Origin of the sequence: Saccharothrix sp. AJ9571, assembly GCF_021725495.1 — a bacterium.
Taxonomy (GTDB): domain Bacteria; phylum Actinomycetota; class Actinomycetes; order Mycobacteriales; family Pseudonocardiaceae; genus Amycolatopsis; species Amycolatopsis magusensis.
This window is the reverse complement of the sequence record NZ_CP091382.1, coordinates 7,968,456-7,988,928: the sequence shown is the minus strand read 5'-3', so window position 1 is coordinate 7,988,928 and position 20,473 is coordinate 7,968,456. Positions and strand designations below refer to the sequence as shown.

Annotated in this window: 14 protein-coding genes; 10 read left to right on the top strand and 4 right to left on the bottom strand. The window is 71.2% G+C overall.

The window, feature by feature from the left end; translation table 11 throughout:
* Positions 1 to 25 precede the first annotated feature (25 nt).
* Positions 26 to 1,357 carry a GntP family permease gene (locus L3Q67_RS35890; protein ID WP_499185857.1) on the bottom strand — a complete coding sequence of 444 codons (1,332 nt, stop codon included), beginning with the start codon at positions 1,355 to 1,357 and terminating at the stop codon, positions 26 to 28.
* A gap of 174 nt (positions 1,358 to 1,531) precedes the next feature.
* Here L3Q67_RS35890 and L3Q67_RS35885 point away from each other — a divergent pair, with 174 nt between their 5' ends.
* Positions 1,532 to 2,269 carry an SDR family NAD(P)-dependent oxidoreductase gene (locus L3Q67_RS35885; protein WP_499185856.1) on the top strand — a complete coding sequence of 246 codons (738 nt, stop codon included), beginning with the start codon at positions 1,532 to 1,534 and terminating at the stop codon, positions 2,267 to 2,269.
* Positions 2,269 to 2,679 carry a MerR family transcriptional regulator gene (locus tag L3Q67_RS35880; RefSeq protein WP_499185855.1) on the top strand — a complete coding sequence of 137 codons (411 nt, stop codon included), beginning with the start codon at positions 2,269 to 2,271 and terminating at the stop codon, positions 2,677 to 2,679. Before L3Q67_RS35885 ends, L3Q67_RS35880 begins: the two co-directional genes overlap by 1 nt.
* Here the strand turns inward: L3Q67_RS35880 and L3Q67_RS35875 are convergent.
* Positions 2,597 to 3,469, bottom strand: a complete 873-nt coding sequence (locus L3Q67_RS35875) for a LysR family transcriptional regulator (protein WP_499185854.1) — start codon at positions 3,467 to 3,469, stop codon at positions 2,597 to 2,599. The genes L3Q67_RS35880 and L3Q67_RS35875 overlap by 83 nt on opposite strands.
* Positions 3,470 to 3,552: 83 nt before the next feature.
* Between L3Q67_RS35875 and L3Q67_RS35870 the strand changes: the two genes are divergently transcribed.
* The gene (locus tag L3Q67_RS35870; RefSeq protein WP_499185853.1) at positions 3,553 to 4,461 is read left to right on the top strand and encodes a DMT family transporter; all 909 of its coding nucleotides are present in this window, start codon (positions 3,553 to 3,555) and stop codon (positions 4,459 to 4,461) included.
* A 1-nt stretch (position 4,462) separates the two neighbouring features.
* Here L3Q67_RS35870 and L3Q67_RS35865 read toward each other — a convergent pair whose 3' ends face one another.
* The gene (locus L3Q67_RS35865) at positions 4,463 to 4,816 is read right to left on the bottom strand and encodes a VOC family protein (protein WP_499185852.1); all 354 of its coding nucleotides are present in this window, start codon (positions 4,814 to 4,816) and stop codon (positions 4,463 to 4,465) included.
* Positions 4,817 to 4,888: 72 nt separating this feature from the next.
* The gene (locus L3Q67_RS35860) at positions 4,889 to 5,671 is read right to left on the bottom strand and encodes an NAD(P)H-dependent oxidoreductase (protein ID WP_499185851.1); all 783 of its coding nucleotides are present in this window, start codon (positions 5,669 to 5,671) and stop codon (positions 4,889 to 4,891) included.
* A gap of 86 nt (positions 5,672 to 5,757) precedes the next feature.
* Between L3Q67_RS35860 and L3Q67_RS35855 the strand changes: the two genes are divergently transcribed.
* From L3Q67_RS35855 to L3Q67_RS35825, 7 genes are all read left to right on the top strand, one after another.
* Positions 5,758 to 6,120, top strand: a complete 363-nt coding sequence (locus L3Q67_RS35855) for a winged helix-turn-helix transcriptional regulator (protein ID WP_499185850.1) — start codon at positions 5,758 to 5,760, stop codon at positions 6,118 to 6,120.
* Positions 6,121 to 6,337: 217 nt separating this feature from the next.
* Positions 6,338 to 7,612, top strand: a complete 1,275-nt coding sequence (locus L3Q67_RS35850) for a serine hydrolase domain-containing protein (RefSeq protein ID WP_499185849.1) — start codon at positions 6,338 to 6,340, stop codon at positions 7,610 to 7,612.
* Positions 7,609 to 8,487 (top strand): ArsR/SmtB family transcription factor, encoded by an 879-nt coding sequence (locus tag L3Q67_RS35845; RefSeq protein ID WP_499185848.1) that lies wholly within the window; start codon positions 7,609 to 7,611, stop codon positions 8,485 to 8,487. The genes L3Q67_RS35850 and L3Q67_RS35845 overlap by 4 nt, the downstream gene beginning before the upstream one ends.
* A 115-nt stretch (positions 8,488 to 8,602) precedes the next feature.
* Positions 8,603 to 9,637: a class I SAM-dependent methyltransferase gene (locus L3Q67_RS35840; RefSeq protein ID WP_499185847.1), complete on the top strand. Its 1,035-nt coding sequence runs from the start codon at positions 8,603 to 8,605 to the stop codon at positions 9,635 to 9,637.
* Entirely contained in the window at positions 9,634 to 9,846 is a 213-nt protein-coding gene (locus L3Q67_RS35835) for an MbtH family protein (RefSeq protein WP_499185846.1), read from the top strand. The genes L3Q67_RS35840 and L3Q67_RS35835 overlap by 4 nt, the downstream gene beginning before the upstream one ends.
* Positions 9,847 to 9,917: 71 nt before the next feature.
* Complete coding sequence (locus L3Q67_RS35830; RefSeq protein ID WP_499185845.1) at positions 9,918 to 19,346, top strand: non-ribosomal peptide synthetase; 9,429 nt, start codon at positions 9,918 to 9,920, stop codon at positions 19,344 to 19,346.
* Between the two features lie 13 nt (positions 19,347 to 19,359).
* Positions 19,360 to 20,463, top strand: coding sequence for an SAM-dependent methyltransferase (locus tag L3Q67_RS35825; protein ID WP_499185844.1), 1,104 nt, complete (start codon positions 19,360 to 19,362; stop codon positions 20,461 to 20,463).
* Positions 20,464 to 20,473: the final 10 nt, after the last annotated feature.

Below are 20,473 nucleotides of genomic sequence, written 5' to 3'. Positions count from 1 at the left end.
TCCTGCTCCTGGGTAGAAAAGGGGATCAGACCACGAAACTGAGGGCCGAGACGAGCACCAGGGAAATCACCGAAGCGAGCGCGGTGACAAAGGTGAGCGCTTTCAACGCGCCCCGCGTGGTGACACCGAGCATGGTCTGGAACATCCAGAAGAAATTGCTGTTCACGTGCAAGGCGAACAACGCGCCGGAGCCGATCGCGAGGCCGAGCACCGCGGGTGGCACGTCGAGCCCGCCCATGATCGGGGCCAGGATGCCCGCGGCGGTGATGGCGGCGACGGAGATGGAGCCGATGGCCAGGTGCAGCACGGCCGCGACCAGCCACGCGAGCAGGATCGTCACCACCACCGGCACCCCGGCTTCGGCGGAGAAGAACCCGCCGAGCACGTCCTCCAGCCCGGCCTTGCCGATGACCGCGCCCAGCGAGCCGCCGACGCCGGTGATCAGCAGGATCTGCCCGGTCGAGTTGAACCCCTTGGTCATCGACTCGGCGACCCGCTCCCGGCCGAGCGTCCGGCGCGCCAGCAGGTAGGCGCCGAGCAGGCCGGTGAACAGGGCGAACACGGGGTCGCCGAGGAAGGCGAGCACGCTGGACCCCACACCGGCGGCTTCGGTGATCGCGCCGGTCGCGATGAGCAGCAGCGGGACCACGATCGGCAGGAGCGAGACGGCCAGCGGCAGCCTGGCCCGCACCGGCTCCCCGGTGTCGTCGGCCTCCAGCGGGAGCGCGTCGGACACCTCGTCCTTGGCCGCGTTCCAGAACCCGCGCTTGAGCAGGCGGCCGTAGACCAGCATGGTGAGCACGACGGTGATCGGGCCGAGCACGAACCCGTAGAGGAGCATGGTGCCGAGCGGCAGGTGGAGCAGTCCGGCGATGGCGACCGTGCCGAGCCCCGGCACCACGAACACGTAGCCGACCAGGATCCCGGCGGTGAGCGCGCCGCCCATCATCGCGAGCCCGTCGCGGCCCATCCGGGGCGCCGCCGCGCGGGCCAGCGGAGCGGCGAGCACCAATTGCACGTCCACGTAGATGGACGGGAAAATGGTGCTCAGCACCACGCCGAGTACGTGAGGGATTTTGCGCGGCCCCAATCCGCGGATCAGCAGTTCGACCAGTTTCCGCAGGGCGCCCATCGAATGCAGCAACGAGCCCAGCAGGACGCCGAAGCCGATGAGCAAGCCGACTTCGGCCATGATGTCGCCGAATCCCCCGGCGATGGCTTCGATGGTGCCGTCGAACCCGAGTCCGCCGGTGAGCCCCAGGTAGAGCGAGCCGATGACCAGTGCGATGACCGGGTCGACCCTGGTCACCAGGATGAGCAGCACCACGACGACAATCGCGATTGCCGTGTGCAACACAATCAACGTGCGAATCCTCTCCCGCCAGGCCGCCTCGTCGCGACCACGCCTTGCTGCGAGAGCAGAACACAGGAACATCGCCCCCGGTAGGCGGCAATTCCGAAGACCACCATAAGGAGAGCTGATAGCTCGCGCTTGACCTTGACCCCGGCGTCAAGGTTTAGCGTCCGCGCCATGGAAACCAGGAAAGCCGTGCTCGTCACCGGCGCGGGCACCGGGATCGGCCGCGCCACCGCCCGCCGGTTCGCCGCCGAAGGGGCCGATGTGCTCGTTGTCGGCCGGACCGCCGAGAGGCTGGCGGAGACCGCCGAGGATCACCCGGACATCCGCACCTGCGTCGCCGATGTGGCCGAGGATCCGGAGGGCATCGTCAACGCCGCGCTCGACGCGTTCGGCCGTCTCGACGTCCTGGTCAACAACGCCGCGATCACCCGGCCCGCGGCCCTCGGCACGATCGACCGCGAAGTGGCGGAAGAACAGTTGGCGACGAACCTGCTGGGGCCGCTGTTCCTCACCCAGCAGGCGTTGCCCCACCTGGATTCCGGCAGCACCATCGTCAACATCACCTCCAACTCGCCCCACCAGGGCTGGCCGGGCAATTCCGTCTACGGCGCCACGAAGGTCGCACTCGACTTCCTCACCCACACCTGGGCGGTGGAACTCGCCGGGCGCGGCATCCGCGTGGTCTCGGTGGCCCCCGGCATCACCGCGACGCCGGTGCTCGGCCACGCGGGCTGGTCCGCCGAGCGGATCGACGCGGCGGCCGCGGACCTCCGGCGCCGGATCCCGCTCGGCCGGATCGCCCAGCCCGACGAGATCGCCTGGTGGATCGTGAACGTCACGCGCCCCGAAGCCGGTTACCTGACCGGTACGATCGTCCGCGTCGACGGAGGGCTGGGTGCTGCGGGCTGATGCTGATCGGTGAGCTGGCCGACCGGGCCAAGACGACCACCCGGGCGCTGCGGTACTACGAGCAGCAGGGCCTGCTCCGGTCCGGCCGCGCGCCGAACGGCTACCGGGACTACGACGAGACCGCGGTCGCCCGCGTGGGCAAGATCCGGCTGCTGCTCGCGAGCGGCCTCACCGCCGAGGACGTCCGTGCCCTGCTGCCGTGCCTGGACCGGGAACTCACCGGTCCTGTCTGCGAGGACAGCGCCCGGATCATCGCCCGCCGGCTCACCGTGGTCGAAGAGAAGCTCGCGGCGCTGGACACCGTCCGCGCGCAACTCGCCGACGCGCTCAGCCGATCAAGGTCTTCAGCAGGTCGACGGTCCGCCGCGCGGCCGGATGGTCCACAACGGACTTCTTCACCGCGGCGCTGATGTGCCGCACCGGCCGGGGGGCGACCACCGGGATCGTGGTCAGGCCGCCGGGGAGTTCGCGGATGCCCAGCTCCGGGATCACCGTGATGCCGATTCCGGTGGCCACGAAGGAGATCGCGGTCCGGTAGTCGTGGGTCTCGACGGCGAAGCTGGGGGAGAACCCAGCCTGCGCGCACGCGGTGAGCAGGATCTGACGGCAGGCGCCCTGCCGCAGGTCGTTGTCCACCCAGGAGCGTTCGGCCAGGTCCGCGAGCGGGACCTCCGCCGAGCCCGCGAGCGGGTCGTCGGTGCGGACGACGGCGAGGTAGGGGTCGTCGACGAGCCGGTGCACCTCGACGTGGGCGGCTCGTTCGACCGACGCGTCCTCGACGAAGATGTCCACGTCCGGGTCGCCGCCGGTGAACTCGGTCATGCGCAGGTCCAGCCGCAGTTCGGGGAATTCGGCCCGCAGGGTGGCCACCACCGGTGCCAGCCAGCTTTCACCCGCCGAGCCGAAGTAGCCGATCGACAGGCTGCCCACCCGCCCGGCACGCAGGTCGCCGACCACCTGCTCGAGCTGGCTCAGCGCCTCGAACAGGGTCTCGGCCTCGGCCGCCAGGGTGCGTCCGGCAGCCGTCGCTTCGATGCCGCGCCCGGCTCGTTCGAACAGCCGGAGCCCGGTTTCCCGTTGCAGCGTGGCGAGGTGTTGGCTCACCGCGGACGGGGTGTACCCGAGCGCGGTGGCGCTCGCCCGGATCGAACCGGTCGCGATGACGGCACGCAGTACGCGGAGTCTGAGGAGATCCAGCATGGCGGCAACTGTACAGTGTGACTTAACAATCATGCAGTATTAATCGCTTGTGCTGTCCAAACCTGCCGGGTGACGATGGCCGCGTGACCGAACTCCAGACCGCCCCCGCCGTTTCCGCCGGCCGCGCGCCGGACACCGTCAAGACCGCCGCGGCCGTGGTGCTCACCGTGGTGCTGTGGGCCTCGGCCTTCGTCGCCATCCGCGATGTCGGGCACACGATCTCGCCCGCGCCCATGGCGCTGGCCCGGCTCGCCGTCGCGGCCGTCGCACTCACCTTCTTCGTGCTGCTCCGGCACCGCCGGGCCCCGATCGTGCTGCCGGCGCGCAAGTCCCTGCTGCTGATCTCCGTGTACGCCGTGCTCTGGCTCGCGGGCTACACCGTCGCGCTCAACGCCGCCGAACGGCACGTGGACGCGGGCACCGCGGCGCTGCTGGTGAACATCGCGCCGCTACTGGTCGCCGTCGTGGCCGGGAAGGTCCTCGGCGAGGGCTACTCGCGGCCGCTGATCATCGGCTCCCTGGTGGCGATGGGCGGTGTGGCCGTCATCGCGGCGGGCGCCGATTCCCAGCGCGACTGGCTCGGTGTGGTCCTTTGTGTACTCGCGGCCGTGTTGTACGCCTCCGGTGTGCTGGTGCAGAAGCTGACCCTGCGCGCGGTGGACGGGCTGACCGCGATCTGGCTCGGCTGCCTCATCGGCACCGCGGTGTTGCTGCCCTGGGTACCGCGGTTGATCGCGGAACTGAGCGCCGCTCCGGCCAGTGCCGTGGCCGGTGTGGTCTACCTCGGCCTGTTCCCGACCGCGATCGGCTTCACCGCCTGGGCCTACGCGTTGCGGCGGATGGACGCGGGCCGCCTCAGCGCCACGACCTACGCCGTGCCCGCCGTGTCGGTGCTGCTGTCCTGGCTGCTGCTCGCCGAGGTCCCGACCGTCTACGGCCTGCTCGGCGGGGCGATCTGCCTGGCCGGGGTGGCGATCGCCCGCCGCCGGTAGGTCAGCCGGGCTCGAGGTGGGCGAGCACGTTGACCACCGAGCCGCCGGGGTCCTCGACGAAGAAGCGGCGCACGCCCCACGGCTCGTCGGTCAGGGGATAGACCACCCGCAGCCCGCGGCGCACGGCCTCGGCGTGCGCCGCGTCGACCGCTGCCGCCGTGCCCACGTCGATCCCGAAGTCCGGCTTTTCCGTGCCGTGCGGGGGAATGATGAGCTGGGCCGTGGGGTTGCCGGGGGAGCGCAGGCAGAGGACGGGGTCTTCCATGGCGACCTCGAGGCCGAGCACGCCGACGTAGAACTCCCGGGACGCGGCCACGTCTTTCCCGCCGGCGTAGGGGAGGATTCGTTCGATCATCGGCCGATTCTCGCGGCTCGGCGCCCGGCGGTCTTGGAGAAACGGGAGCCAGACGGGTGTATAACGCCCTATTCAGCGCGGCTCTGTGCGGTTTTTCAAGTGAATGCTCAAGCCCTCACGTCCCGGGGCTGCGGAAGGGCGAAGATGCCGATCGGTGTCGTAGTCGCCGTCGGCCAGGGCGCGGTAGGGGATGGGCGGTTCCGAGCCGAGCGTGGTGAGGCGGGCACGCAAGCGGTCCGCCTCGTGGTCGAGCTGGTTCCAGCCGGGGCGGTCGGTGCCCGCGACGAGGTGCGGCCGCAGCGGCTGCATGCCGGTGTACCAGAAGATCCCGTGCAGGAACGGGAAGAACAGCTCGCCCGCCTCGCCGTTGATCCCTCGTGGGTCGAACGCGGTCTCGCGGTCTCCGGCGGTGATCACGGCGAGGGCGCGCTTCCCGGCCAGGCCGCCGTCGCCGTACTTGCGGGTGCGACCCGCCGAATCCTTGAGCCCGAAGGCGAAACCCTTGACGAAGACGCGGTCGAACCAGCCCTTGAGGATCGCCGGCATGCCGTACCACCACAGCGGGAAGTGGAACACCACGAGCGAAGCGCGCCGGAGCTTCTCCTGCTCGGCGACGATGTCCTCGGTCAGTGAGCCGCGCTCGTACGCCTCTGCCGACTGGTCGCCGACCGGGAGGTCCGGGCGCGCGGGTACACCGAAGTCCTGTGGCGTCACCGCGGCGTTCCAGTCCATGGCGTAGAGGTCGGAGGTCGTCACCGCGTAGCCGAGGTCGGGCAGCGTCTTGGTGGTGACCTCGGCCAGGCGCACGTTGAGCGAGTGGGCGCTGGGATGCGCGATGACCACGAAAGCGTCCATGAGGCGAACGCTAGGAACGAAGTACGCTCGGGACAAGTACGCACATTCTCGGCACATACTGACACTTCGGATAGTGAGGAGCTCGGATGCGGGATCCGGTGCGCGCCGCGCTCGACGTGTGCCCCGTCGAAGTGTCGATCGCCGTGCTCGGCGGAGCGTGGAAGCTGAGCGTCGTGCGGTACCTGCTGACGCGCACGCACCGGTTCGGCGAACTGCAGCGTGCTGTCGGAGAGGTCACGCCGCGCACGCTCACCCGTGCCCTGCGCGAGCTCGAGACCGACGGGATCGTCACGCGCACCGTCTACCCCGAGGTGCCGCCCCGGGTCGAGTACTCCCTCACCGAGCTGGGCCGATCTCTCGGCCCGGTGGTCGACTGGCTGGAGCAGTGGGGCGAGGCCTACGCGAAGGCGCAGGCCACCCTTTCGAGTGACGCCACCCTCGGTGACTGAACGCTGCTCAAGTCAAGTGAGGAAATCACTAGATGCGCAATCAGGCGGTACATCACCATAGCATCTGTCACATTGGGCCACATGTCGACTACTACAGGTTGACTACAGTCCCTCTACAGGTGTCCCTGTAACGCTCAGGTTACGGAAGCGGGGCTGGGGTGCCGTTTGCGCGCGGCGGCCACCCGCTCCGGACAGTGACGCAGCGAAGGGGCGGCTCATGGGATTTGCCGACTTGCCGGAGACCTTCCGGAGCTTGGCCGAACGGACGGGCGTGCCCGGGGCGCAGTTGACCCTGCACCGGGCGGGCGAGACCGTGACGGTGACCTGCGGACGCCCGGCGCTCACCGGCGCCGCGACCGTGGGACCGCGAACGATGTTCCCGCTCGGCTCGGTCACCAAGACCTTCACCGCGACCGTGGCCGTGCAACTGGTGGCGGACGGCGACGCCGAGTTCGACGCGCCGCTGTCGGAGTACCTGGGCGAACTGGCGGGCGCCCGGTCCCGCGCGCTGCGCGTGGTCACCCTTCGCCAGGCGCTCAGCCACACCGGCGGCGTGATCTCCGATTTCGAGCTCGACACCGACGGTCCCGTCTCCCCGCGCCGGTACGTGCAGGCGTTGCTGGACCGCCCGGACGTGTGGCGGCCGGGCAACGCGTTCTCCTACTCCAACACCGGATATGTGCTCGCCGGGCACCTGGTGGAGCGGCTGACCGGGATGGACTGGTGGGAGACGGTCGATTCGTTCGTGAACGCGCCGCTGGGGCTCGATGTCAGCCGGATCGACGACCCGGCGCCCGGCATGGCGGTGCCGCACGTGCCCGCGGCCGGTGGCCTGACCGCGGTGGAACCCGCGCTGCCCGCCGGCTGGGCCCCCGCGGGCGGGCTGGCCGCGACGAGTGAGGCGCTGGTGCGGTTCGCGCTGGCGCACCTCGACGGGAAACTGGTGCCCGCCGAGTTCGCCGCGGCCATGCGGGAACCGGTGGCGGCGGAGCCGTTCGGGGTCGCCGACGGCTGGGGGCTCGGCTGGGCGCTGTATGACTCGCCGGACGGACAGTGGTACGGCCACGACGGCACCCTGGCCGGGAGCAGTTGTTCGGTCCGGGTGCACGCGCCGTCCCGGACCGCGGTGGCGCTGCTGGCCAACGGCAGCGCCGGGCTGGACCTGTGGACGCGCATCGCCGCCGAGATCGGCGTCGGGGCGTACCGGCCGCCGCGGGTGGAGTTCACGAATCCGCCGGATGGCACCGAATTCGTCGGCGACTACCACAACGACACCACGTGCTTCACCGTCAGCCGACGCGGGCACGGGGAGCTCGGACTGTCCGACGGCACCGGGCTGGACGCGGTGCTGCGCGTGGGCGACGGCGATCTGGTCCAGGTGCTGGGCATGGACGAAGGCACGCACGTGGGCCGGTTCCTGCGTGACCCCGGCGGGGAGGTGGCCGCACTGCAGTTCAGCGGCCGGGTCGCGCGCCTGCGGGTCGCGCCATGACCAGGATCCACTTCACCTTCGACGACATCGCAAGGACCTGCCTGGCGGAATCGCTCAACCCGGCCGAGGAAGCGGTGTTCGCCCTCGATGCCTTGTCCGACAAGCAGAACACCGCGCTCGCGAGCTGGCGGCGCACGGCCGTACGGCGGTTGGGCGAGCTGACCGACGTCGTCGCGGCGCTCTGCCGGCAACTCCGGCCGGTGCCGGACCTGTTGTGGCTGACCGACCGGCGCGCGAGACCGGACGACGACCGGCTGGCCGCCGCCGGGCTCACCGGATCAGGCGTGGCTTCGCTCGCCCGGCAGTTCGCCGAGGGTGTGGTGGTGCCGTGCTGGCCCTCGATCGCGAACCACTTCGGCACCATGGTGCGGCGCAAGGAAAGGGAGTCGGGTGGCGGGGTGCACGCGTTGCTGAGCACGCTGCACCCCCGGATCCGCTGGCACGGCCCAGCTCTCGACATCGACGACGACCGGGCGGCGGAGATCCGGCTCGCCGGGCGGGGCCTGACCGTGGTGCATTCGGCCTTCCTGAGTTCCGCGCCCGCCGTGCTGATCGGCCGGGGGAGTGAGACGGATCCGCCGGCGCTGGTGGTGTCCGCGCTGCCGCAGATCGCCGGGCGCCTGCGCTGGTCGCGTGAGCGCGATCCCTCCGTCGCCGCGTTGAGCGCGCTGCTCGGGAGAACCCGGGCGACGCTGCTGTGGCAGTTGAGCGACACTTGCACGACCGGGGAACTCGCGAAACGCGCGGGCGTTTCGGCGGCCACGGTCAGCCAGCACACCGGAATCCTGCGTGAAGCGGGCCTGATCACCACCGCGCGGCAGCGGAACACCGTGCACCACAGCCTTACCGTGCTCGGCAGGCAACTGGTGCGCTAGCCCTTTTTAAGCTCTCCCTTAAGGTGTTTGACCCCCGTCGGCGAGCGCCCATATGGTCGGGTAACCCGAAAATACTTTTCCGTTTTGCCTCTCTCGGTGAATGGAGTGAACGCAGATGACTTCGTCTTTTGTCGATTCGGATTCGGAACGGGCAGTCGCGTCCATCTTCAACTCGGCGGTCGCCTCGGCCGCGATCGGTGCGGCTTGGGAACTGGGCATACTCGACGAACTGCGGGAAAACCGGAAAGCGGATCTGCCGAGCTTCGCGTTGCAGCACGACCTCGACATCCGCTCGGCGCAGGGGCTGGTCACCGCGCTCGCGGTGGTGGGCGTGGTCGAGCGCGACCGCGACACCGTGGTGCCGGGCCGCCACTTCGACGAGGCGTACCGGACGAAGTCGCTGTTCCACTGGCTCAGCCTCGGCTCGGGCCAGCTGTTCTCCCGCATGCAGTACGTGCTGCGCAACGAGAACCGGACCGGCGCGCTGGATCGCCGTGACTCCGCGGCCATCGCCTACGCCTGCCGCGACATCAACACCCAGTACTTCGACCCGGCGTTCTGGGGCGCGATGGACGGCCTGGGCTACGAGTTCAGCTCGGTGGTGGACCTCGGTTGCGGCAGCGGCGAGCGGCTGATGCAGATCCTCGACCGGCATCCCGGCGCCACCGGGATCGGGGTGGACCTGGCCGGGCCCGCGCTGGAGGTGGCGGTCGCCGAGACCAAGGAGCGCGGCCTGTCCGACCGGCTCACCTTCGTCGAGGGTGACGCCCGCGAGATCACCTACCGCGACGAGTTCGCCGACGTGGACCTGTTGACCTGCTTCATGATGGGCCACGACTTCTGGCCGCGGGAGAACTGCGTCGCGACGCTGCGGCGACTGCGCGAGGCGTTCCCGAAGGTGCGGCGGTTCCTGCTCGGCGACGCGACGCGCATCCTGCTGGGCGACCCGCAGACCGGGGGCGCGGTGACCGAGGACGACGTGCCGGTGTTCACCCTCGGCTTCGAACTCGGGCACGCGATGATGGACGTCTACCTGCCCACGATGGACGAGTGGGACGGCGTGTTCGCCGACGGTGGCTGGCGCTGCGTGAACAAGCACCTCATCGAATCGCTGACCCTGTCCGTCGTCTTCGAATTGGAGCACGCGTGACCAATCCGTTCGAGAACCCGGAAGGCAATTACCTGGTCTTGCGCAACCACGAGGGTCAGCATTCTTTGTGGCCCACCCACCTGGCCGTTCCGGCGGGCTGGGAAACGGTGCACGGCGAAGCGGGACTGGACGAGTGCCGCGAATACGTCGAACGCCACTGGACCGATATGCGCCCGGTGAGTCTCGCGGCCCGGATGGACAGCCGCTGAGTCACCGTTTCCCCGATCGAGTCACGAATCCGAATGGGCGATCCGGCCCGAGAAAGCGCGCGGAGGTTGAAGTGGATGGCGCCGCACCACCGACGTTCACCGAGCTGTTCGAGGCACAGGTCCGGCGGTCCCCGGCGGCGACCGCGCTGGTCCACGAGCGGCGCTCGTGGACCTACGCGGAGCTGAACGGGCGGGCCAACCGGCTCGCCAGGTCGCTGGTGGCCAGGGGCGCCGAACCGGAGCGGCTGATCGCGCTGCTGCTCCCGCGCGGGCCGGAGTTCGTGGTCGGTGTGCTCGCCGCGCTCAAGGCGGGCGCACCGTTCCTGCCCATCGACGCGAGCTACCCCGAGGACCGGATCCGGTTCCTGTTCGCCGATGCCGCGCCCCGGCTCGTGGTCTGCGAGAGCGGGACCGAGGCCGCGGTACCGGCGGACCACCGGGCCGGCCGGGTGCCGCTCGACGACCCCGCGCTCGTGGCGGAACTGGCGGCGCACGCGGACGGCGACCTGACCGACGCCGACCGCGCCGCGCCGGTCCTGCCGGACCACACCGCCTACGTCATCTACACCTCGGGCTCCACCGGGCGGCCCAAGGGCGTGATCATCAGTCACGTCGGCGCGGACACCGTGCCGAGGCTGGCCGGGCGCTTCGGCCTCGACCGGCACAGCCGGGCGCTGCAGTTCGCCCCGACCGGCTTCGACGCGGCGTTGTGGGACATCTTCACGCCGCTGCTGACCGGGGGCGCCATCGTCGCCGCGCCCGCCGAGCGGACGAGTTCCGACCTCGCGCTGGCCGAACTGCTGGTCGAGCAGGAGATCACCCACGCCACCATCCCGCCCGCCGCGCTGGCCGCGATGTCCCCTGGCACCTTCCCGCCGGGGGTGTCGCTGTACCTGGCCGGTGAGGCGTTCGCGCCGACGCTGCTGGAGAAGTGGGCGCAGGGCCGGTTCGTGGTCAACGGCTACGGCGCCACCGAGGCCACGATCTGCACCACGGTCAGCGAACCGCTGCGGGGTGCGGTGGTGCCCCCGCTCGGCACGCCGGTCGACGGCACCACGGCTTACGTGCTGGACGCTTCACTGCGGCCGGTCGGCCCGGGTGAGATCGGCGAGTGCTACCTCGCCGGGACCGGGCTCGCCCGCGGTTACCTCAACCGGCCCTGGCTCACCGCCGAACGGTTCGTGGCGAACCCGTTCGGGGCGCCGGGGGAGCGGATGTACCGGACCGGTGACCTGGTCCGGGTGACCGACGGCGGCGAATGGCTGTTCGCCGGTCGCGCCGACAACCAGGTCAAGATCCGCGGATTCCGGGTCGAGTTGGGTGAGATCGAGCTGGCGCTGGCCGCCTTCGAGCACGTCGATCGCGCGGCCGTGGTGCTCGGCCAGGACCGTGAAGGCGAGCCGCGGCTGGTCGCCCACGTGGTGGCCAACGATGCCGGTGCGCTCGACAGCGACCAGCTGCGTGAGTTTCTCGGCGCGCGGTTGCCCGCGTACATGGTGCCCTCGCTTTACCTGCTGCACGACGAATTCCCGCTGACCCCGCACGGCAAGATCGACCGTGACGCGCTGCCCGAGCCGTCTTCCGGGACGCTGCTGGCCGGCCGCGGCGGCACGCGCACCGAGCCCGCCACCGAAACCGAGCGCCGGATCGCCGAGATCTGGTGCGCTGTCCTCGAACTGGACGAGGCCCACCCGGAGGACGACTTCTTCGCCAAAGGTGGCGATTCCCTGCGTGCCCTGCGCGTGCTGCGCCAGGCGATGTCGGTGTTCGGTGTGCACATCTCGCCCGAAGTGCTGTTCGACGAGCCGAAGCTCGCCGGGTTCGCAGCCGCTGTCGACGCGCTCGCCGGGCAGGCTCCGTCCACCATCGACCGTGTTCCGCGCGAGGGCCCGATCCCGCTGTCCCCGGTCCAGGAGCGCCTGTGGTTCCTGCAGGAGTTCGACCGGGAATCTTTCGAGTACAACGTGGCCGGTGGCCTGCGCTTCCACGGTGACCTCGACGAGGGCCTGCTGCGGAGGGTGCTCGGCGAGCTGGTCGCCGAACACGATTCGCTGCGGACCGCCTTCGCTTCCACCGGCGGCACCGGGCACCAGCTGGTGTCACCGCCGCGGGACGTGGACCTGCCGCTGATCGATCTTTCCGGCGTCGGCCATGAGGCCTTCGAGCGCCAGGTGCGGCCCGAACTGGTGCGCCCCTTCGACCTGCGGCGTGAGCAGCCGAGCCGCTGGTGGCTCTACCGGTTCTCCGAAACCGAGCACGTGCTCGTGTTCTCACTGCACCACATCATCACCGACGGCACCTCGATCCGGTTGATGGCGGAGGAACTGTGTGCCCGCTACGACGCCGGGACGCGGGGCGCCGAGGCGGACCTGCCGGCGCAGGCGGTGCAGTACCCGGACTTCGCGGTGTGGCAACGCGAACAGTGGCGTGATCCGGCCGGGCACCTCGACTACTGGCGGGCGCAGCTGGCCGATCTGCCGATGGCCGAGGTGCCCGCCGACCACCCGCGCCCACCGGTGCGTCGCGGGGCCGGGGCGCGCCACCAGTTCGAGATCCCCGCCGAGCTCACCGACCGGCTGCGGCGGATCAGCTCGGGTGCGGACGCCACGCTGTTCGCCACCCTGGTCGCCGCGGTGCAGGTGCTGCTGGCCCGCTACACCGGTGAGCGTGACATCGCCGTCGGCACGGTGACCGACGGCCGCAACCGGCCCGAGCTGGAGCGGATGCTCGGCTTCTTCATCAACACGCTGGTGCTGCGGTCCACAGTGGACGAGCAGGTGTCGTTCACCGGGTTCCTGCGCTCGGTCAAGGCCACCATCCGGGACGGGCTCGCCCACCAGGACGTGCCGTTCAACCGCATGGTCGACGCCGTGGGCGTGCCCCGCGACCCCAGCCGCACGCCGTTGTTCCAGGCCGTGGTCGCCCTGCAGGACAACTGGCTTCCCGGCCGCGAGACCGGCGGCCTGCGCGTCGAGCGAGCGAGCCTGCCGGACACCGTGGCGGTCACCGACCTGGTCTTCGATTTCGAGGAGTCCGGCGGCAGGCTCAACGGCGCACTCGGCTACGACACGAGCCTGTTCGAGCCCGCCACCGTCGAGCGGATGGCGGAGAACTTCCTGACGTTGCTGACCGCGGTGGCCACCGACGCCGACCGTCCGCTGTCCCGGCTGCCCTCGCTGGCCCCGGCACAGCAGCGGCGGATCACCCTGGAGTACAACGACTCCGCCGGTGAGCAGCCGCTCGACGTGCCGCTGCACGAGTTGTTCGCGCGGCACGCCGGCGCGAGCCCGGACGCCACCGCGGTGGTCTACGACGACGCGCGGCTCACCTACGGCGAACTCGACGCGCGGGCGAACCGGCTGGCGCACCACCTGATCGGCCTGGGCGTGCGACCGGGCGAGGTGGTCGCGATCTGCGCCGAGCGCGGGATCGACCTGCCGGTCGGCCTGCTGGGCATCCTCAAGACCGGGGCGGCCTACCTGACCGTCGATCCCGGCCAGCCCGCCGAGCGCACCCGGTTCATGATCGAGGAAGCCGGGGTCTCGGTCGCGCTGGCCGGGGACGACCACCTCGGCGAGTACCGCGAACTGGTCGCCACCGCGGTCCCGCTGGGCGCCGACCACCCCGACTTGCCTGCGCAGGCTCCGGAAATCGCGGTCAGCGGCGACGACATCGCCTGCGTGCTGTTCACCTCCGGCTCCACCGGACGGCCCAAGGGCGCCGTGTCCCCGCACCGCGCCACCGTGCACGCGTTGTACGGCACCGGGTTCTTCGAGCTGGACGAGCACGAAGTGATCCTGCAGAGCATGGGCGTGTCCTGGGACGGGCTCTCGCTCGAACTGTGGTCGGCGCTGCTGCACGGAGCCTCGCTGGTGTTCTACCCCGGCCGCTCGATCGACGCCGACGTGCTGGTCTCCGAGGTCCGGCGGCACGGGGTCACCACGATGTGCCTGGCGGCGGGCCTGTTCAACCTGCTCGCGGAGAACCACCTCGACCTGTTCGGGGACGTCCGGCAGGTGCTCTTCGGCGGGGACGTCGCCTCGATGGCACACATCCGCGCGGTCGCCCGGACCTACCCGGAGCTGCGCCTGATCAACGGCTACGGCCCGGTGGAGACGATGGTCGCCGCCGCCTGCCACCGCGTGCGGCCGCGCGACGTCGCGGACGACCGGCCGCTGGTGCCGATCGGCCCGCCGCTGCGCAACCGGCGGCTGTACGTGCTCGACGGCTCGCTGCGCCCGGTGCCCGACGGCGTGTCCGGTGAGCTGTACATCGGCGGGCCCGGCGTGGCCTTCGGGTATGTGAACCGGCCGGCGCTGTCCGCCGAGCGGTTCGTCGCCGACCCGTTCGGCGCGCCCGGCGACCGCCTCTACCGCACCGGTGACCTGGCCAGGTGGACCACCGAGGGGCTGCTGGAGTTCCTCGGCCGCGCCGACAACCAGGTCAAGGTCCGCGGCTTCCGGATCGAGCCCGGTGAGATCGAGATGGTGCTCGCGGACGACGACCGCGTCGGCCAGGCGGCCGTGCTGGTGCGGGAGGACACACCCGGCGTCAAACGGCTGACCGCCTACGTCGCGCCCGCCGCCGGTCACGCGGTGGACGCACTCGACGTGGCGAGCCTGCGCGCGGTGGCGGCGGAACGCCTGCCGGAGTACATGGTGCCCGCCGACATCGTGGTGTTGCCGGAAATCCCGTTGACCCGCAACGGGAAGCTCGACCGCGGCGCGCTCCCCGCGCCCACCGGCCGGGCCGCGGGCGCGGGGGAGTACGTCGCGCCGCGCACGCCGGTGGAGGAGACGCTCACGCGGATCTGGGGCGAGGTGCTCGGCACCGCGTCGTTCGGCGTCACGGACAACTTCTTCCAGCTCGGCGGCGACTCGATCCTGAGCCTGCAGGTGGTCTCGAAGGCCCGGCAGGCGGGGCTCGCGGTCAGTTCGCAGCTGATCTTCGGGCACCAGACCGTGGCGGAACTCGCCGCGGCCGTGGTTCCGGCCGGAGTGGCCGAGAACTCGGAGGGGCCCGTCGCCGGTCCGGTGCCACTGCTGCCGATCCAGCGGTGGTTCCTGGACCGGCACCCCGAGCACCCGGAGCGGTTCAACCAGTGGGTGCGCGTGGAACTGTCGCCGGAAGCCGATCCGGCCGTGGTGCGCCAGGCACTCGAACTGGCCGCCGGGCACCACGACGGGTTCAAGCTGCGTTTCGGCCCGATGCAGCGCCTCGACCCCGAGGCGACCACGCTCGACTGGGTCGAGCAGGAGCAGTCCGAAGTGGACCCGGCCGTGCACTCGTTCGACCTCGCCGCCGGGCCGCTGCTGCGCGCCGTGCTCACCCGGCCCGCGAAGCTCACGCTCATCGCGCACCACCTGGTGATGGACGCGGTGTCCTGGCGGATCCTGCTCGAAGACTTCGGCACCGCTTACGAAGCCCTCACCGCGGGCCGGGAACTCCGGCTGCCGGGCCGGACCACCTCGGTCAAGGCGTGGGCCGAGCTGGTCGCGGACGCGGCACGGGACGGCCGGTTCGACGACGAACTCGACTTCTGGCGTGCCGTGTCCGCCCCGGCACCCTTGCCGCGTGACGGTGAAGCCGGGCCGGCCGGTACCGCCAAGGCCGTCACGGTCCGGCTGGACGCGGAGAAGACCCGCGCGCTGGTGCAGCAGGTGCCGTCGGCCTACCGGGCGCAACCCCACGAAGTCCTGCTCGGTGCGCTCGCCGCCGCGCTGGCGTCGTGGACCGGGAGCCCGGACCTGCTCATCGACGTCGAGGGACACGGCCGCGAGGACGGCGCCGACATCGCCCCGGCGGGCACCGAGCTGTCTCGGACGACCGGCTGGTTCACCACGCTGTACCCGGTTCCGCTCACCGTGGCGCCGGGGATCGGCGAGGACGCGCTGCTCAAGTCGGTGAAGGAGCAGGTGCGTGCGGTCCCGCGGCGAGGGCTCGGCCACGGCGCGCTGCTGGCCAACGGCAGCCTGCCCGAGGACCGGCCGAACCCCGAGATCAGCTTCAACTACCTGGGGCAGTGGGATTCCGCGGCCGACGGCGGATCGCTCTACGACGGCGGTTCGCTGGCCATGGGCCTCGACCGGCACCCCGGGCACCGCCGCGAGCACCTGCTCGACGTGGTCGGCTCGATCCGCGCCGGGGAACTGGAACTCGAATGGACCTACTCCCCGGAGGCGCACACCGAGCACACCGTCACCGCGCTGGCCGAATTCATGCTGGACGAACTCGGCGCGCTGATCGCGCACTGCGCCGGCGGCGCTCGCGGGTGCACGCCGTCGGACTTCCCGCTGGCGGACCTGGACCAGGACGCGGTCGACCGCATCGCCGGTGACGGACGGGACGTGCAGGACATCTACCCGCTCACCGCGATGCAGCAGGGCATGCTCTTCCACAGCCTGGCCGAGCCCGAGGAGGACGTCTACCACGCGCAGGTCGAGTTCGTGCTGGACGGTGTGTCCGATATGGACACCCTGGCGCGGGCCTGGCAGGAGGTGACCGACCGGCTCGACGTGCTGCGCACCTCGCTGGTCTGGCAGGAGGTCGAAACCCCGGTGCAGGTCGTGCGCCGCGGGGTGGTGCTGCCGGTCACCCGGTTCGACCTCTCGGCGCTGACCCCCGACCGGCAGCGGGAGGAACTGCGGGCCCACCTGGCCCGCGACCGGGCCGCGAAGTTCACCCTGGCCGAGCCTTCGGTGGCCAGGGTCGCGATCGCCGCGCTGCCCGGCGACAGCGCCGCGGTGGTGTTCACCTTCCACCACGTGCTGCTCGACGGCTGGAGCGTGCAGCAGGTACTGGCCGAGCTCTTCGCCGCCCACGCCCGGCTGTCCGGTGTGCCCGGTGCCGCCGATCCCGTCCGGCGCCGTCCGTTCTCGGACTACGTCGCCTGGCTGGAGCGCCAGGACGAAGCCGCGGCCGGGGAGTACTGGCGGGAGGAACTGGCCGGCCTGGGAGAACCACCCGCGCTGCCCTACGACCGCCCGCCGGTGCAGGCGCACCGCGCCCGCGGCACCGAGCAGGTCCGCCGCGCGCTGCCGGAAGGACTCCGGCGTCGGCTGGCCGAGTTCACCAAACGGGAACGGCTCACCCTCAACGCCCTGGTGCAGGGTGCTTGGGCGCTGCTGCTGTCGCGGTACTCGGGGCAGCGGGACGTGTGCTTCGGCTCGGTGGTGTCCGGCCGCGACGGCGACCTCGCCGGGGTCGAGGACATCTGCGGCATGGTCATCAACACCATCCCGGTGCGTGCCCGGATCGACGGGGCCGGCGGGGTGCTGGACTGGCTGCACGAGCTGCAGCGCAAGCAGGCGCGGTCGCGGCAGTTCAGCTACGTTTCGCGGCGCCAGCTCACCGGCTGGCTCGAAGACGGCGGGTCCGATCTGTTCGACAGCGCGGTCGTGTTCGAGAACTACCCGGTCCGCTACGACGTGGCCGCGGCGCACGGGCTCGGCATCCGCGACCTGAACGCCGCCGACGCCAACAACTTCCCGCTCACCCTGGTCTTCTTCGCCGCGGACGAGCCTTCGTTCATGCTCGCCTACGACGGCACGCTGTTCGACGCCGCCACCATGGAACGCCTCGGCGAGCACCTCACCGCCCTGCTCGAGTCCATTGTGGAGGCAGGCAACCAGCCACTGGCCCGGATCGGCCTGCTCAGCGAAGCGGAGCACGCGCAACTGGCGCGGTGGAACGACACGACCACGGACTACGCCGCCGAGCACACCCTGCACGCCCTGTTCGAGCAGCAGGCCGACCGCACGCCCGGCAAGGTGGCGGTGATCGGCGGCGACGGCGAACTGACCTACCGCGAGCTCGACGAGCGCGCGAACCGGCTGGCCCACCACCTCATCGAGGCGGGGGCCGGGCCCGACGGCGTGGTCGCCATCCTGAGCCGGCGCGACCTCGGCATGGTGGTGAGCATGCTCGCCGCGCACAAGGCGGGCGGCGCGTACGCCATGGTCGATCCCGAGTACCCCGAGGACCGGATCGCGCGACTCGTCGGCGACCTGCGTCCGGCTGTGGTGGTGGCCGAGGAGGAGCTGGCCGCGAAGGTACCGGACGCAGGTGTGCCGGTGGTCCGCCCGGACAGCGACGCCGCGGCGATCGCGGCCCGGCCCGCCGACCGGCCGGACGGCGGCGCGTCCCCGGACAGCCTCGCCTGCGTCATGTTCACCTCCGGGTCCACCGGGCGGCCGAAGGGCGTGTGCGCCCCGCACCGCGCCATGGTCCGCACGTTCACCGGCCAGGACTTCCTCGAATTCGGCCCGGACGAGGTCTTCCTGCAGTACTCGCCGATGTCCTGGGACGCCGCGCAACTGGAGCTGTGGGGCGCCACGCTGCACGGCGGTACCTCGGTGGTGTGCCCCAGCCCGAAGCTCGACCTGCCGCTGCTGATCTCGCTGATCGAGCGGCACCGGGTCACCACGCTCTGGCTGTCGGCGAGCCTGTTCAACGCGGTGGTGGACAACCACCCCGGCGTGCTCGACCAGGTCAAGCAGGTGGCCACCGGGGGCGAGGCGGCGTCCACCCCGCACATCAGGGCGGCCCGCCGTCGCTACCCGGACCTGCGGCTGGTGCACGGCTGCGGCCCGGTGGAGAGCATGGTCTTCGCCACCACGCACCAGATCTCCACCGCCGACACCGGCCCGCTGATCCCGATCGGCGCGCCGATGCCCAACACCACCGGCTACGTGCTGGACGCCGACCTCAACCAGGTCCCCGTGAGCGTGGCCGGCGAGTGGTACATCGGCGGTGACGGCCTGGCCCGCGGTTACCTCGGCTGGCCCGCGCTGACCGCCGAGCGGTTCGTGGCCAGTCCGTTCGGCCCGCCGGGCTCGCGGCTCTACCGCACCGGGGACGTGGTGCGGTGGCGCGCGGACGGCACGATGGAGATGCTCGGCCGGGCCGACGACCAGGTCAAGATCCGCGGGCACCGGGTCGAACCCGGCGAGATCGAGACCGCGCTGCTGGGGCACCCGGACGTGGCCGCCGCGGCGGTGACCCTGCGCGAGGACCAGCCGGGGGTGCGGCGGCTCATCGGCTACCTGGTGCCCGCCGGTTCCTGCGACGTGGCCGCGGTGCGGGACTTCCTGGCCGAACGGCTGCCGGACTACCTGGTGCCCGCCGCGTTCGTGGTCATCGACGCACTGCCGCTGACCTCGACCGGCAAGGTCGATCGGGCCGCACTGCCCGAACCCGCCGGGCGCCCGGAACTCGCCGCGGCCTACCTGGCCCCGGAAACGCCCACCGAGGAAGGCCTCGCCGGGCTGTGGAGCGAAGTGCTCGGCGTGGAGCGGGTGGGCGTGGAAGACGACTTCTTCGACATCGGCGGCGATTCGATCCTGACCATCCGGCTGCTTTCGGAGATCCGCGGCCTCTTCGGCGTGAAGCTCTCGCCGCGCGTCGTGTTCGACAAGCGGACCGTGCGGGCGCTGGCCGCCGCGGTGGAGGTCGCCGTGCTGGAGGACATCGAACGCGCACTGGCCGCCGAGGGCGCCTGAGGGACCGGGAGGGATGGACGTGGTGGAGACCAACCGGATCGGCTACGCCGGTGGCGCGGTCGACGTGCTGGTCGATACGGCGGGCTGGGACGCGAGCCGGCCGCAGCTGTGGCCGTCGGTGGGCATGTACCCGTGCTACGACGAGCTGCTCTACGACCTGATGACGCTGGACGAGGTGCGCAACACCGCGTACCGCACCGCGCTGGAGCGCACCGCACCCGGCCGCTCGGCGCTCGACATCGGCACCGGCCGCGACCTCAACTGGGCCATCGAAGCGGTGGCGGGTGGCGCCACCGAGGTGGTCGCCGTGGAGGGCATGCCCGAAACCTACGAAATGGCCAGGGAACGGCTCGCCGACCTCGAATGGGGTGACCGGATCAAGCTGTGCCAGGGCCTGTCCACCGACCTGAGCCTGGACCGCCGGGCCGAGTTGTGCGTCTCCGAGATCATCGGCGACATCGGCGGTGCCGAGGGCGCGGCCGTGGTGCTCGCCGACGCCCGGCGCCGCCTCACCACCCCGGACGCGGTGTTCGTGCCGGACAGTTGCGCCACCTTCGCCGGTGCCGCCTGCTTCGACGACATCTTCGGCGGTGAGACCGGCTTCTTCGCCGAGTCGCTGGACCTGCTGAGCCAGGCGTTCACCATCCACAACGGACCGTTCGACGTGCTGCTCGGCGTGGCCAACGCGGGACCCGAAGCGCTGGTGACCGATCACGCGCGGCTGGAGCAGCTGGAGTTCAACGGGGACCTCGCGGTCACCGGGGACACCTCGGCGACCCTGACCGTGCGCCGGCCCGGCCGGGTGGACGGGCTCCTGCTGTGGATCGAGCTGCGCTGCCTGCCCGGTGGTGAGCCGGTCAACTCGCTGACCATGCGCACCAACTGGATGCCGGTGTACCTCCCGCTGTTCGACCGGCCCCGCGAGGTGCGCCCGGGGGACCGGCTGGACCTCGGGTTCCGCTACGCACCGGCCGAGGACGGCGTGCACCCCGACTACTCGGTGACCGCGCGCCTGCACACCGCCGACGGCGAGGCGGGCGGCGAGCACCACGTCCGGCACCGACCGACCGATTTCCGCGCGCACCCGGTCTACGAGCGGCTGTTCCCCGCCCGCTGACCCACCGAGC

Excerpts from the sequence above, each read along its gene's own strand:
- L3Q67_RS35825 (WP_499185844.1), top strand. The coding sequence starts at position 19,360 with ATGGACGTGGTGGAGACCAACCGGATCGGCTACGCCGGTGGCGCGGTC.
- L3Q67_RS35875 (WP_499185854.1), bottom strand. The coding sequence starts at position 3,469 with ATGCTGGATCTCCTCAGACTCCGCGTACTGCGTGCCGTCATCGCGACC.
- L3Q67_RS35855 (WP_499185850.1), top strand. The coding sequence starts at position 5,758 with ATGCGGGATCCGGTGCGCGCCGCGCTCGACGTGTGCCCCGTCGAAGTG.
- L3Q67_RS35840 (WP_499185847.1), top strand. The coding sequence starts at position 8,603 with ATGACTTCGTCTTTTGTCGATTCGGATTCGGAACGGGCAGTCGCGTCC.
- L3Q67_RS35880 (WP_499185855.1), top strand. The coding sequence starts at position 2,269 with ATGCTGATCGGTGAGCTGGCCGACCGGGCCAAGACGACCACCCGGGCG.
- L3Q67_RS35860 (WP_499185851.1), bottom strand. The coding sequence starts at position 5,671 with ATGGACGCTTTCGTGGTCATCGCGCATCCCAGCGCCCACTCGCTCAAC.
- L3Q67_RS35865 (WP_499185852.1), bottom strand. The coding sequence starts at position 4,816 with ATGATCGAACGAATCCTCCCCTACGCCGGCGGGAAAGACGTGGCCGCG.
- L3Q67_RS35850 (WP_499185849.1), top strand. The coding sequence starts at position 6,338 with ATGGGATTTGCCGACTTGCCGGAGACCTTCCGGAGCTTGGCCGAACGG.
- L3Q67_RS35845 (WP_499185848.1), top strand. The coding sequence starts at position 7,609 with ATGACCAGGATCCACTTCACCTTCGACGACATCGCAAGGACCTGCCTG.
- L3Q67_RS35885 (WP_499185856.1), top strand. The coding sequence starts at position 1,532 with ATGGAAACCAGGAAAGCCGTGCTCGTCACCGGCGCGGGCACCGGGATC.